The organism is Halocynthiibacter sp. C4, from assembly GCF_028823805.1.
GTDB classification, from domain to species: Bacteria; Pseudomonadota; Alphaproteobacteria; order Rhodobacterales; family Rhodobacteraceae; genus Falsihalocynthiibacter; species Falsihalocynthiibacter halioticoli.
On record NZ_JAPEIE010000001.1, the window covers coordinates 1,037,041 to 1,050,287 of the forward strand.

14 protein-coding genes are annotated in these 13,247 nt (G+C 56.4%); 1 reads left to right on the forward strand and 13 read right to left on the reverse strand.

Going from position 1 to position 13,247, the window contains the following annotated elements:
• Nucleotides 1–44 precede the first annotated feature (44 nt).
• The 4 genes from OU789_RS05030 to OU789_RS05045 form a co-directional block, all read right to left on the reverse strand.
• Nucleotides 45–1,277: a M23 family metallopeptidase gene (locus tag OU789_RS05030; protein WP_274653844.1), complete on the reverse strand. Its 1,233-nt coding sequence runs from the start codon at nt 1,275–1,277 to the stop codon at nt 45–47.
• Nucleotides 1,278–1,358: 81 nt separating this feature from the next.
• Nucleotides 1,359–1,997 carry a protein-L-isoaspartate(D-aspartate) O-methyltransferase gene (locus OU789_RS05035; protein ID WP_263953533.1) on the reverse strand — a complete coding sequence of 213 codons (639 nt, stop codon included), beginning with the start codon at nt 1,995–1,997 and terminating at the stop codon, nt 1,359–1,361.
• Nucleotides 1,994–2,782, reverse strand: a complete 789-nt coding sequence (gene surE / locus OU789_RS05040; RefSeq protein ID WP_274653845.1) for a 5'/3'-nucleotidase SurE — start codon at nt 2,780–2,782, stop codon at nt 1,994–1,996. The genes OU789_RS05035 and surE overlap by 4 nt, the downstream gene beginning before the upstream one ends.
• A 162-nt stretch (nt 2,783–2,944) precedes the next feature.
• Nucleotides 2,945–3,622: an SDR family NAD(P)-dependent oxidoreductase gene (locus OU789_RS05045; protein ID WP_263953531.1), complete on the reverse strand. Its 678-nt coding sequence runs from the start codon at nt 3,620–3,622 to the stop codon at nt 2,945–2,947.
• Nucleotides 3,623–3,710: 88 nt separating this feature from the next.
• Between OU789_RS05045 and OU789_RS05050 the strand changes: the two genes are divergently transcribed.
• On the forward strand, nt 3,711–4,304 hold the full coding sequence (locus OU789_RS05050) for a biotin transporter BioY (RefSeq protein ID WP_274653846.1): 594 nt from the start codon (nt 3,711–3,713) through the stop codon (nt 4,302–4,304).
• Between the two features lie 99 nt (nt 4,305–4,403).
• Here the strand turns inward: OU789_RS05050 and OU789_RS05055 are convergent, their stop codons facing one another.
• From OU789_RS05055 to OU789_RS05095, 9 genes are all read right to left on the reverse strand, one after another.
• Nucleotides 4,404–4,823, reverse strand: a complete 420-nt coding sequence (locus OU789_RS05055; RefSeq protein ID WP_274653847.1) for a DUF1284 domain-containing protein — start codon at nt 4,821–4,823, stop codon at nt 4,404–4,406.
• Nucleotides 4,824–4,849: 26 nt separating this feature from the next.
• Nucleotides 4,850–6,304: an amidophosphoribosyltransferase gene (purF, locus tag OU789_RS05060; RefSeq protein ID WP_263954424.1), complete on the reverse strand. Its 1,455-nt coding sequence runs from the start codon at nt 6,302–6,304 to the stop codon at nt 4,850–4,852.
• A gap of 200 nt (nt 6,305–6,504) precedes the next feature.
• On the reverse strand, nt 6,505–7,083 hold the full coding sequence (locus OU789_RS05065; RefSeq protein WP_274653848.1) for a CvpA family protein: 579 nt from the start codon (nt 7,081–7,083) through the stop codon (nt 6,505–6,507).
• Between the two features lie 17 nt (nt 7,084–7,100).
• Nucleotides 7,101–8,465 (reverse strand): DNA repair protein RadA, encoded by a 1,365-nt coding sequence (radA, locus tag OU789_RS05070; RefSeq protein WP_263953527.1) that lies wholly within the window; start codon nt 8,463–8,465, stop codon nt 7,101–7,103.
• Nucleotides 8,458–8,925, reverse strand: coding sequence for a paraquat-inducible protein A (locus tag OU789_RS05075; RefSeq protein WP_263953526.1), 468 nt, complete (start codon nt 8,923–8,925; stop codon nt 8,458–8,460). The genes radA and OU789_RS05075 overlap by 8 nt, the downstream gene beginning before the upstream one ends.
• Before the next feature lie 48 nt (nt 8,926–8,973).
• On the reverse strand, nt 8,974–9,720 hold the full coding sequence (locus OU789_RS05080; protein WP_263953525.1) for an ABC transporter ATP-binding protein: 747 nt from the start codon (nt 9,718–9,720) through the stop codon (nt 8,974–8,976).
• Nucleotides 9,717–10,508 carry an MlaE family ABC transporter permease gene (locus OU789_RS05085; RefSeq protein ID WP_274653849.1) on the reverse strand — a complete coding sequence of 264 codons (792 nt, stop codon included), beginning with the start codon at nt 10,506–10,508 and terminating at the stop codon, nt 9,717–9,719. The genes OU789_RS05080 and OU789_RS05085 overlap by 4 nt, the downstream gene beginning before the upstream one ends.
• On the reverse strand, nt 10,505–11,554 hold the full coding sequence (gene alr, locus OU789_RS05090; RefSeq protein WP_263953523.1) for an alanine racemase: 1,050 nt from the start codon (nt 11,552–11,554) through the stop codon (nt 10,505–10,507). The genes OU789_RS05085 and alr overlap by 4 nt, the downstream gene beginning before the upstream one ends.
• Nucleotides 11,555–11,644: 90 nt before the next feature.
• Nucleotides 11,645–13,153 carry a replicative DNA helicase gene (locus OU789_RS05095; protein WP_394358494.1) on the reverse strand — a complete coding sequence of 503 codons (1,509 nt, stop codon included), beginning with the start codon at nt 13,151–13,153 and terminating at the stop codon, nt 11,645–11,647.
• Between the last annotated feature and the right edge of the window lie 94 nt (nt 13,154–13,247).

A 13,247-nucleotide genomic window follows, 5' to 3' on the forward strand; every position in this document is an offset into this window, starting at 1 on the left:
GCGCACCGTTAAGGCGCGCCTTTTTCTGTTTTGAATATTGTCGCTTATGAAAGATAGGGCATCGGATCGACGCTATCAAAGCCTTTGCGCACTTCGAAGTGCAGATAGGATGGGTTGCCATTGCGGACCTTGGCGATCGCCTGGTTTCGCTTCACCTTATCGCCCTTCTTGATCGATACGCCCTCGACGTTTGCATAGATCGTCAGAAGTCCATCCGCATGGCGCAGCACAACAATCGTTACACCGTCGGTGTTCGTTGTGATCGCTGCAACCGTTCCGGCATCCGCTGCTTTGACCGCGCTACCGGCAGTCGCGCCGATATCAATACCGTCGTTCTTGCCTTTGGAATAGGCGCGGATGATGCTGCCTTGAACAGGCATAGAGAAGCGCGTTGCTTTGGCGGCTTCTTTCTCTGACATACTCAGATCGGGAGCCTTTACTTCTTCCGGTGCTTTAACGGGCACTGGCTTTGGCAGCGCTTCACTTGCGCTTGGGGGAACCGGTGTCGCAGAACCAGCTCCTGGTTGCTTAACCACTTCGACCTTTTGCGGAGCGGCTTGCTCTGCTGGGAGCGGAATAAGGAGGAATTGCCCTTCGCGAACACTCAGATCACTGCCAAGCCCGTTCCATTCCGCAAGGGATTTCACGTTCACATTATAAAGCCGCGAGATCGAATAGGCCGTCTCGCCACTCGCAACGCGGTGACGGATCGGTTCTGGCTTCTTGGGCGAAGTTTCGTTTGGCTTGGCGGTGTTGATATTGGTGTTCTGCTGTGGAGCGGTCGAAGAGCGCTCAATCGCGCTGCCCGCAATTGTCGTGATATCGATTGCTTCTGTTGGCGCGCCCGTAGCCGCAGAAGGTTCCGCAACGCGGTTGGGAAGCGCGAGCAACTCGCCTTGGCGCAGTTTCACATCTGGCTGAATGCCGTTGTATTTCGCAAGCGCTGTCGCATCAACGCCGACACGGCCAGCCACGTCTCGAACTGTGTCGCCCTGACGGGCCAGTACAACCTGATAGCTCGGGTAGGACACGACGCCGCGATTGTCGGGGGCAGGGGCCGGTTTGCTGGCCTGTTGCACTGCGGAGGAGGTGGAATAGGCATCGCCGAAATTACCGCGCATGTCCCAATCTAAACCTTGGTTGCACGCGGCGAGCGCCATCAGCGCGCCGCCGAACACGACGGTTTTGAGACGCGGGCTTAGGTTGCGCGTCTTGGAATTCTGAAATTTGCCTGTGGCCTCAAACAGCGCCAAAGCGCCGGAACGTGGGGGCTGCATAGGATATTCCTCAATTTTCTTATGCTCGTTTGCCGAGCTTATGGGGTCATTATACACGAGTTTAGTGCACGTTGTAGGCTATTATTCGTCGCTTAGCCCTTCGAGCAGCGGAACAAAGCGCACATCGCGCAATTCGTCGTATTCAAAGCCGTTTTCGGTTCTTGTGACCTTGATAAGGCTTTGTACGGTATCTGATTGGCCAACTGGCAGCACCATAATGCCACCCTCGCGCAATTGTGAAAGCAAAGGGCCGGGTGCATCTTCGGCGGCTGCGGTAACAAGGATCCGGTCAAACGGCGCTTGATCCGGTAGGCCAAAGCTACCATCCGCAGAGAAAGCCGTGATGTTGGTTAGGTCAAGTTCGTTGAAGATCTGCTGTGCTTCTCGAACAAGGCGACGGTGGCGGTCCACTGTGTAAACGCGGCGTGCCAATTGGCTAAGAATTGCGGCCTGATAGCCAGAGCCGGTGCCCACCTCAAGAACCTTGTCGCGCGGAGAAACGTTGAGCGCCTGCGTCATCACGCCAACAACAGAAGGCTGGCTGATTGTTTGGCCACAGGCAATCGGCAGCGGCATATCTTCATAGGCGCGCTCGGCAAACACACCGCGAACAAAAGGCCCGCGGTCGATCTTTTCCATCGCCGTTAAAACGCGCTTATCCGTAACGCCCTTTGATCTTAGGGCGTATAAGAATTGCATTTTCCGTTCGGCGTCGTTCATGTGTCGAGTTGCCCCTTGATCGCGGCAAATGCATCGTGGGCGGTGAGGTCGGCGCGCATGGGGGTGACCGAGATATAGCCCGCTAGGTTTGCAGCGGCATCTGTGCCTTCGGCTGTATCAACATGCTGGTTGCCGCCCCGTATCCAAAGGAACCGGCGACCAGAGGGCGACATATGCGGCTCTGTCGAGAAATTTGTGCCGCGCCGATATCCTTGGGTTGTTGTGCGCAAGCCCTTCACGGCAGCAGCGGCCACAGGCGGGAAGTTCACGTTATAAAACAGGCGGTAATCCTCGGATTCTTCGGGATTGGCAGCGAGAATTCGTCGGACAGTATCCGCGCCATGTTCGGCGGCGGCTTCGAATGGGTCATCAAGCTGTGCGTTGTCTGGGCCATAGTATTGCGAAAGCGCGATTGATGGGACGCCTTGCAAAGCGGCCTCCATGGCGCCGCCGATAGTACCGGAATAGAGCGTATTTTCGGCAGCGTTGTTGCCGCGATTTACGCCTGAAAGCACAAGGTCGGGGCGGTTTTCCGGCATCACGTCATAGAGCGCGGCCAAAACGCAATCTGCGGGGCTGCCTTCGGTCGTGAACACGCGCTCTCCCAGTTGGGCCATCGCAAGCGGGTTGGTATAGCTGATGCAATGCCCAACGCCGGATTGTTCGAAAGCAGGTGCGACCGTCCAGACTTCTCCGTCTGGTCCGGCAAGCTCTTCGGCGATCTTATGCAGGGTTTTGAGCCCCGGTGCGTTGATCCCGTCGTCGTTGGTTATGAGAATACGCATTGTGCCTCCCGCTGCTTGATATTCATGTCCTAGAACAGCGGAAGGGGGAGGTAAAGAATTCCACAAGCGCAAGCGCGAGAAAACGCGAGGATGCGGTTGTTTGGTGCCAGATTGTCACCACAGGCGTATTAATCAGGCGCAACTTGCGGCTTGGTCGGCGCGTTATGGCTGCTGGAGCAGGTCCAAAGCCTTTTTCGCTTCCTCATGCGGCGAAGCAAGTGGTGCGCGATCTTCACCCGGGAAGAAGCGAGCCCGCAGGCCCGTTGGCATCGGCTTGGGCTTGGCAATCACCACGCGTGGGCCGGTGGATTGCGTTTCGCCACGCCACGAACGCACAAGCGCCATTTGCGCGGCCTTGCTCGCACCATAACTACCGAAATAGCGAACACCGGGGGCGTCATCGTCGAAGAACAGCGCGGTTCCGTTTTCGGCGGCAAGCAAAAGTGGCTCGACATAGGTGATCAAACGCTGCGCGGCTGTCGCGTTGCAGGTCATGGATTTGTCGAAATCTTTGGGGTCTACATGTCCACTTGGGGCAAGAGGCGCTCCGTGAATGGCCGTATGCGCCCAGAGGTCAACATGCCCCCAACGATCATATACCGAACGGCAGAGATGCTGCATTGCGCCTTGGTCACAAATATCAAGTGGCGCAAGTGTGGCGCTGCCGCCTTTCGCTTTGATACGGTCGTCCAACTCTTCAAGCGCGCCCGATGTGCGGGCCACCGCGATAATATGATGGGTCGGAGCCAAGGCTTCGGCCAATGCCGCACCAAGACCGCGCGAGGCCCCTGTGATAAGGGCGATTTTGTCGGTTGAGTTTGTCATGCCTTCGTTTGTCATTAGTCCCTCGTCCTTGCAAGCGGTTCCTTGACATTCGCGGCATATTGCCCAAAAACAAGCCTGAGAGCATGTCCTCAAGGAGACCAAAATGACATTATCCAAAGCCCTGATCGGCTCCAACTCCCTCGTAACCAAAGGGATGATGGTCCTGACTGGTTCGCTTTTCATCGCATTGGCCGCACAAGTTTCTGTGCCGATGTTCCCCGTGCCGATGACGCTGCAAACACTGGCCATTCTGATTGTTGGCCTCACATTCGGCGCGCGCCTTGGTGCCGCAACACTCGTGGCTTATCTGGCCGAAGGCGCGATGGGTCTGCCTGTATTCGCAAACGGTGGTCTTGGCCTTGCAACATTCGTTGGCCCAACTGGTGGCTTCCTGATTGGTTTTGTGGGCATGGCTTACCTTGCTGGCCTCGCTGCTGATCGCGGTTTTGCCAAGGGCTTCTTCAGCACGGCGCTCGTTGCTGTTGCTGTATCCGCGCTACTTTACGTTCCTGGCCTTGCATGGCCGCTTGGCGTTGCCTCTGTGGCTGGTGTCGAAGCTGGCTGGGCTGGACTTCCTGCGGCGAAGGTAATTGCTGGGTTTGCTCAGCCGTTCCTGATTGGCGATGTGGTTAAGGCCGTTATCGCTGCGCTGGTTGTATCCGGTGCATGGAAAGCTCTGGAACTGCGCAAGGGCTAAGGCCTGTACACCCGCAGATTAGACGGGTTAGAATTTCGAAAGCGCCGTGTGGGTTCACGCGGCGCTTTTTTTCATGGGCGATGGATGTTTGGTGGCCTGTTACGCTTCCGCGTGAAGCTCTGCCAAAGCTGTCTCGCAAAGACCGTATTCCAGCCACTGGCAGCCCTTACAGATCTCGGACAGGTGCCCAGAAGGCACATTTGCTTTGATCCGCGCTTTGGCTTCGCCCCACGTGAGCTGCTCGTTCGGCTTAAGCTTCAACGCCGCCGCATGTGCGCGATCCAGCGATTTGATCTTACTCTGCTCTGTGCATAGCCGTCCGCGCCGTTTGGGGCAGGGGCCGCAAATATCATCGCTAAGCCCGACGGTCTGGATTACCTCTTCATCGCCGCCTTTCGCCCGCAGGCGCTCGACAACGATCTCATACATGTTCTGGGTGAATTCCGGCGAATAGCCCTTGCCCTGAAAGCCAAGCGAACAGAGGAAATGATGGGGGCGAAACTTGATGGGTTCGCTCATGTTTGCCCTCCAGACCTATATCCGGCTTATTCCGCTGCCTTGAGTTCAAACCCTTTGGCAATCATATCTGCAGGGCGCACAGGGTACTCACCAGAGAAGCAGGCATCGCAATACTGCGGAGCCTTGGCATCGCGGCCATTCGCTTCGCCAACCGCGCGGTAGAGGCCATCGAGCGAGATAAATTTGAGGCTGTTCACGCCAAGATGTTTGCGCATTTCCTCTTCACTCATGGTGGCCGCCAGAAGCTTTTCCCGTTCAGGCGTATCTACGCCATAGAAACAGGGCCACATGGTAGGGGGAGAGGCAATTCGGAAGTGAACCTCTTTGGCCCCTGCATCCAGGATCATTTCCTTAATCTTGCGGCTTGTCGTGCCGCGCACAACGGAATCATCCACGAGGATGACCCGCTTGCCGCGAATGAGCGCGCGGTTGACGTTTAGCTTGAGGCGCACCCCCATGTTGCGGATTTGCTCGCTCGGCTCGATAAACGTCCGGCCCATATATTGGTTACGGATAATCCCCATTGCATAGGGGATGCCGCTTTCCTGACTGTAGCCAATCGCAGCAGGGGTGCCAGAATCCGGAACTGGGCAAACCAAATCGGCTTCGACCGGAGTTTCGCGGGCCAACTCAACCCCGATTTGGCGGCGTGTTTCATAGACCGAGCGGCCACCGATGATACTGTCCGGGCGGCTAAAGTAAACGTGTTCAAAGATACAGAAGCGGCTCGGCTTTTGCTCAAACGGACGGTGGCTTTCAACGCCATTTTCTGTGATGACGACCATCTCGCCGGGCTCGATTTCACGAACGAAATCCGCGCCGATAATATCCAGCGCACAGGTCTCCGAAGACAGAGCCCACCCTTCGCCAAGACGGCCCAGAACCAGCGGGCGAACGCCCAGAGGGTCGCGCACGCCAATGAGTTTTGTGCGGGTCATGGCAACCACCGAGAACGCACCCTCAACCGAACGCAGCGCGTCTTTCATCCGTTCGGGGATGTTGCGCTGCATGGAGCGTGCCATCAGGTGAATGATGCATTCGCTGTCGGAGCTGCTTTGGAAGATGGAGCCACGTTCGATCAGATCGCGGCGCAAGGCATCGGCGTTGGTGATGTTGCCGTTGTGTGCAATCGCGGCGCCGCCCATGGAAAACTCTCCAAAGAAAGGCTGTACGTCGCGGATCGCGGTTGCTCCTTTGGAGCCCGCAGTTGAATAGCGCACATGCCCGATGCCAATGGGGCCGGGCAGGGTTTTCATAACTGAATGGGAGGTGAAGTTGTCGCGTACATATCCAAAGCGACGGGCGGAGTTGAACCCTTGTTCGGCATCATGGACAACAATGCCGCCTGCCTCTTGTCCGCGATGCTGAAGCGCATGAAGTCCGAGCGCTACGAAATTGGCTGCATCGGCAACGCCGACAACTCCGAAAATACCGCACTCTTCCTTGAGTTTGTCATCATCGAACGGGTGGGCGGGGGGCATGTCACGCATTGCAGCTCCGAATCCATGTCTCTGTCGCCCTTCTCTTAAGGCGTTGCGGCGGCGGTGTCACCCATCCGCAGTTAGGAAAATGTCATATTTCATGGATAGTGGCGGCGCATTGCTCAGGAATTAGCCGCTTGGCACAAAAAAGGCCGGGCAATTCTTGCCCGACCTCGTGTCGTACGTTCTGTACGAAGATGTTATTCGATGACGGTGGTCTCGGTTGCGGGTTCGCACTGAGCAAGGAATTCTTCCATGTTTGTCTCAAGCCATCCCGGAACATCGGTTGGAACCGCATTGCCCACACGATCAGAAAGCTGACCAAATACTTCGGCGCTTCGGCTATCTTCGATAACCGCAATCGGCTCATCCGTAACGGCCCAGTTATAGAGCCACAACGCCACAGCAACGAGAAGTGCACCACGCGCCGCGCCGAACAGGAAGCCAAGCCCTTGGTCGAGCCCGCCCAGCACGCTGCGTTGCACGACGTTAGAGAATATTGGCGTGAAGATCGACAAGACCACAAGCGCCACAATACCTACAATTGCAAAACTCGCCCCAAGGGAAAGCTCGCATTGGCCGCCAATGAAATCGTTGAGAATCGGAATTTCCCGAACCAGCGGCTCGGCTTTGGGTGCGAAAATATAAGCAATGACCGCCGCAGCGATCCAACTGGCAATAGACAAGGTCTCGCGAACCAACCCGCGTGAATACGCAAGCAGCGCCGAGATGAGGATGACGACAGCAACCGCGCCGTCTACAATGGTAAAGCCTTCCATGTCTTCTCCTGTAGGGGTTAGTTTTCCCCGAAAGTATCTTTAACGAAACTTGCCAAATCCGACATATATCGAACCTGCATGTCCGCGTGGTCTCTTTTCTTGCCCCCCGATGGTGCAATGGCGGAAGAGAAGCCCAGTTTCCCTGCTTCTTTCAACCGGTTTTCCATTTGACCAACGGGCCTTAAAGCCCCTGATAGGCTAATTTCGCCAAAAACCACAGTCTCAGACGGCAAAGAATGATCTTCCCGTGCAGAAAGTAGCGCAGCCGCAACAGCCAGATCAGCCGCCGGTTCGCTCACACGCATGCCGCCTGCGACGTTCAAGTACACGTCCAAGCCGGTAAAAGGAACGCCGCAGCGGGCCTCAAGAACGGCCAAAATCATGGCGAGTCTGCTGCCGTCCCACCCAACAACGGTGCGGCGGGCCTGTGCATGAGGGCTCGGAGCGACAAGCGCCTGAAACTCAACGAGAACTGGGCGAGTGCCTTCGATTCCTGCGAATACAACGCTGCCCGGAACGGGGTTGGCGCGATCTCCTATAAACAGTGCCGAGGGGTTTTTGACTTCGGCCAAACCTTTGCCTGTCATCTCGAACACGCCGATCTCGTCAGCAGGGCCAAAACGGTTCTTAACCGCACGTAGCACGCGGAACTGATGGCCGCGCTCGCCTTCGAAGTACAAAACGGTATCGACCATATGCTCGACCACGCGCGGGCCGGCAATCTGACCTTCCTTGGTGACATGGCCGACAAGGATCATGGTTATGCCCTTGCGTTTGGCAAATGTCGTAAGCTCATGACAGGCAGCGCGAACTTGGCTCACACTACCCGGCGCGCTATCGACCGTGTCGGCCCACATAGTTTGAATTGAGTCGATGATAACAAGATCGGGCTTCTCGGCCTCAAGTGTTGTGAGAATATCGCGGAGGTTGGTTTCCGCTGCGAGCTTCACGGGCGCTTCCTGAAGTCCGAGCCTTTGAGCGCGCATGCGCACCTGCGCGCTGGCTTCTTCACCTGATACATAGATCGTTTTGAGGCCCGCACGGGCAAAGCTCGCCGCTGCTTGAAGTAAGAGTGTTGATTTCCCGATACCTGGATCACCGCCCACAAGAACCGCGCTGGCAGGGACCAAGCCGCCGCCTAAAACGCGGTTCAACTCGCTTGAGCCGGAACGGGTGCGGGGTGGTTGCGCTTCTTCGGTCGCCAAATCGAAAAGAGCCATCGGCGTGCCGCGTTTGGAGCCAAGTGACTTTCCAGCAGGGCCAGACGAAAACGGAACCTCCTCGGAGATCGTGTTCCATGCGCCGCAGTTATCACATTTGCCTGACCATTTCGAAAAGGTCGCCGCGCATTCTTTGCAAACAAAATTCTTGGATTTAGCCATGCGCATTTATGTCCTTCTTCGCGGCCTTTTCCAAGCGTTCTGTGGTGAATGAAACCCAGAGGCTGAGCAAAACACAGGCCGTAAACAAATACAGACCCCAACCGGTTTCGACGCGGCCAACACCAATGCCCTTGATCACAACAATATACAGCGAAATCAGGAATATGTCTGCCATAGCTAAACGACCGAACAGATGTAAAACGGGCAGGGCGCGTGCGTCCATGCGGCCAGCATGGATCATCGCCAACCCGAGCGTTTTACAGATCGGCGCAACAAGCGCAAAAAAGGTAACGAGGACCGCGAGGAAAATGTCGATCTGCCAAAGATCGATGACTCCGGACATGACAGAAATTTCGTTCAAGCTGAACAGCGGCAGAATTCCGGCGCGTAGGAGCGGCGCAAACCATGCCACAGGGAAAGCGACAAGCAGGGCAAGGTTGAGAATGCGCAGCGTTTTCATGCGAAATGGGTCGCAGGTTTGCGGGCGCAATGCAAGACGGGCAGCATGCTAACGCAGACTCGCAATCGGGCCATCGGCGCGGCCGTGAATGAACTGGTCAAGGTGGGCATCGCCGCTTGCGTCCATCTCGGAAACAGGGCCGGTCCATTTAATAACCCCGTCATGGAGCATTGCAACACGGTCTGCGATGGTACGCACGGAGGTCATATCATGGGTGATCGTGACGGTTGTTGCCCCCATTTCCACAACGATCTCGCGGATCAATTCGTTGATAACACCAGACATAATCGGATCAAGGCCGGTTGTCGGCTCGTCAAAAAAGATGATCTCGGGATCCGCGGCAATGGCGCGGGCAAGGCCAACGCGTTTCTGCATCCCGCCCGAAAGCTCGGCCGGATAGAGCGGGGCGACATCAGGTGAAAGCCCCACGCGGCGCAGCTTCTCTACGGCGATCTCATAGGCCTCGGCCTTGGGGCGCTTTAGGCTTCCGCGCATGAGGCGAAATGCAACGTTTTGCCAAATCGGCATCGAGTCAAAGAGCGCGCCGCCCTGAAACAGCATCCCGAAACGCGCCAGAAACGCGTCTCGTTCAGCTTTCTGAACATTGACGCCATCAACGGTAATTCGGCCTGAATCAGGTGTAACAAGTCCGAGTATACATTTGATGCAAATAGATTTTCCGGTACCGGAGCCCCCGATGATGACCATGCTTTCGCCGCGCGGTACGTGAAGGTCAAGGCCGCGTAGAACCTGCTTGGGTCCAAAACTCTTGTGAACATCTTCGAGCGTAATCATACCGAAAAGAATACCCCCGTCAGCAGGAAGTTAGCGGCAAGTATCAACACGGCGGCCGCCTCTACTGCGCCTTTGGTCGCACGGCCGACTCCCTGCGCTCCGCGCCCTGAATTCATGCCGTAGTAGCAGCCCATGGTCGCTGCGATCCCACCGAATACCGCGCCTTTGACAAGAGACGAGATGATGTCGAGTGGTTCTAGGAAGTTGGCTGTGTTGTGAAGATAAGTGGCAGCATTGAACCCAAGGCTTTGGGTTGCGACGATAAATCCGCCCATAATGCCGATGATGTCGCCAATTCCGACGAGCAGTGGAACCGTTATCAGCGCCGCCAGTACACGTGGAACAGCGAGGTATTTCATCGGGTTTGTTGACAACGTTACGAGCGCGTCGATCTGTTCCGTGACTTTCATCGTCGCGATTTCAGCGGCAATTGATGACGTAACACGCGCGGCAATCATTAGGCCGACCAGAACAGGCCCAAGCTCGCGAACCATACCGATGGCAACGATCTGAGGAACGACAGCTTCTGCGGAAAAACGCGCGCCGCCTGCATAGATTTGTAATGCCAGCGCACCGCCTGTGAAGAGTGCCGTCAACCCGACAACGGGAAGGCTGAAATATCCAATGTTAAGAATGGATTGCAGGAGTTCTTTGAGGTAAAACGGCGGGCGGAAGAAATGGCTGATGACGCTAGCCGCAAAGATCGCAATCCGCCCGATTGCAGCAAGAAGCTGCAAAACCGAACGTCCAATTGCGGCCAAGGGTTTGGTTATCAGCCTTGCGCTCATGAACCCGCCTCGACATAGCGTCGTGTATAGCGAGATCCGAGCGAGGTCAGGATTTCATAGCCGATTGTGCCCGCCGCAGTCGCAAGATCGTCAACAGTCTGCGCCGGACACAAAATATCGAGCGCATCGGGCCGCTCGGTAAGATGCGTAATGTCGACCGTGATTAGGTCCATGGAAACGCGGCCAACCAGAGGGCAAGGCGTATCGCCAAACCAAAGTACTGTGTTGTTTGACATGGCGCGGATGAGGCCATCGGCATAACCGCCCGAAACCGTCGCAAGCTTGCTTGGCGCTTCGGCCACCCATGTGCAACCGTAGCCAACGGCTTCGCCTTCTTCCAATTCGCGCGTCTGGATGACGGGGAGTGAAAGGCTCACAACGGGCTTTGCGGCTTCAAATGGTGCGCCGCCATAGAGGCCGATTCCAGGACGCGTGAGATTGAAGTGATATTCCTTCGGCAAGAGAATGCCGCCCGTTGCGGACAATGAGCGGGGCGCAGTGATGCCCTCGGTCATGGCGCGGAAGTTCTGAAGTTGGGCCTCGTTCGCGGAGTGATCGGGCTCGTCTGCGCAAGCAAGATGACTCATCACAAGGGTCGGATTTTGCGAAAGCGCAATGTCGCGCACCGCCGCCCATTCGGCAACTTCCATGCCGAGGCGGTTCATGCCGGTATCAAGCTGAATACCAAACGGTGCTCCGGGCAAGGCCTCGAAATGCCGCGTGAGTTGCGCGAGGGAGTTCAGCATTGGCGTTAAGACAAGATCATGGATCATGTCGGTATCACCGGCCATATGCCCTGAGAAAATGCAGACCTCCGGCCCCGGTCCAAGCGCTTGGCGAATCTCGACGCCTTCTTCGGCAGTGGCGACAAAGAAGCGGCGTGCGCCTGCTTGGGCGAGCGCACGTGCAACGCGGCCTGCGCCACAGCCATAACCGTTAGCCTTAACCACCGCAGCTGTTTCAACGGTTGGGCCGGTTTGGGCATCCAAAGCGCGCCAGTTGGCCACCAGCGCCGCGAGATCAATTTTGAGTTTTCCCGTAGACATGCAGAGGGTTGTGCCGTTTGCATCGCGGCGAGGCAAGCGAATTTTACGCAAATCCGCTGGCGCTCATTCCGACTGGCAGAATTCGGGGAGTTAGGGCTGCTCCGGCTGTCCTTGCCATGGTTTTGCAAGGTTGCCAAACCGCGTGAACTGTCCTTCGAAGGAAAGCTCAACATGGCCGATCGGGCCGTGTCGCGCTTTGCCGATAATGACTTCGGCCTTCGCATGGAGCGCGTCCATTTCTTCCTGCCACGTTGCCATCTTCTCAAGCTCGTGATCACCAGGTTTTTCGCGCTCTTTGTAGTATTCCTCACGGAACACGAACATCACAACGTCGGCGTCTTGCTCAATCGAGCCAGATTCGCGGAGGTCCGAGAGCTGCGGGCGTTTGTCATCGCGGCTCTCGACTGTCCGGCTCAACTGCGAGAGTGCCACAACTGGAATATCAAGTTCTTTGGCGATGGCTTTGAGGCCTTGGGTGATTTCCGAAACCTCGTTCACGCGGCTATCTTTTGCCGAAGCAGGACGAACGAGCTGCAGATAGTCCACAAACAAGGCGTCCAGCCCATGGGTCCGCTTCAGGCGCCGTGCGCGGGCTGCAAGCTGCGAGATGGGCAGGGCGGGCGTGTCGTCGATATATAGCGGGCAGCTTTCGAGCTGCTTGGCCGCTTCGACGAAACGGCGGAATTCTTCTTCGGTCATGTCGCCGTTGCGGATCTGGCCGGACGGCACTTCGGAAGCCTCCGACAAGATCCGCGTAGCAAGCTGCTCGGCCGACATTTCGAGGCTATAGAACCCAACGACACCGCCGTTGATTGCTCCCTCGCTTCCGTCGGCTTTCTTGCCCTTCTTATACGATTTCGCGATGTTATAGGCGATGTTCGTCGCCAAGGATGTTTTCCCCATGGAGGGACGACCCGCGAGGATCAAAAGGTCTGAACGGTGCAAGCCGCCTAGCATTTTGTCCAAATCAATCAACCCCGTAGAGATACCAGCAAGGTCGCCATCGCGCTCATAGGCGGTGTTCGCGACTTGAACCGCTTCGGTCACGGCCTTGAGGAAGGATTGGAAGCCACTTTCGCCTTGCCCTTGCTCGGCCATGGCATAGAGGCGCTGCTCGGCCTCAACGATTTGCTCGCGCGGCTCACTCGCAATGTCCACAGCGGCAGCTTTGTCTGAAATCTCACGACCAAGCGCCATGAGTTCGCGTCGAATAGCCAGATCATAGATAATCTGGGCGTAGTCCTTGGCCGCAAAGCTTGAAATAGCAGCGCCGGCCAGTCGGGCAAGGTAGGCAGGCCCGCCGAGCTCTTTTAGCCCTTCGTCATCTTCAAGAAACGCTTTGAGCGTGACAGGTGATGCGTTGAGGTTTTTGGCAATCCTGTTTGCCGCAACTTCAAAGATTCGTGCGTGAGTCGGCTCGTAAAAATGCGCGGAGTTCACGATTGCAGCAACACGATCGTAGGTGTCGTTGTTGGTCAGGATCGCGCCCAGAAGCTGTTGCTCCGCCTCGATATTATGCGGTTGCGCATCCATTTGCGACGGTTGTTCCGGCAACGCAGGAAGCCCTGCGCCGTCCTGCATCGGTGCAATCTCGTTCATACTGTCCCCTCAGACCTTGGCGTCTGACATACATGAAAGCCAGTTGTACTGGCAAATTGTATATTTCTGTGGATAACCTGTGGATTAGCATATT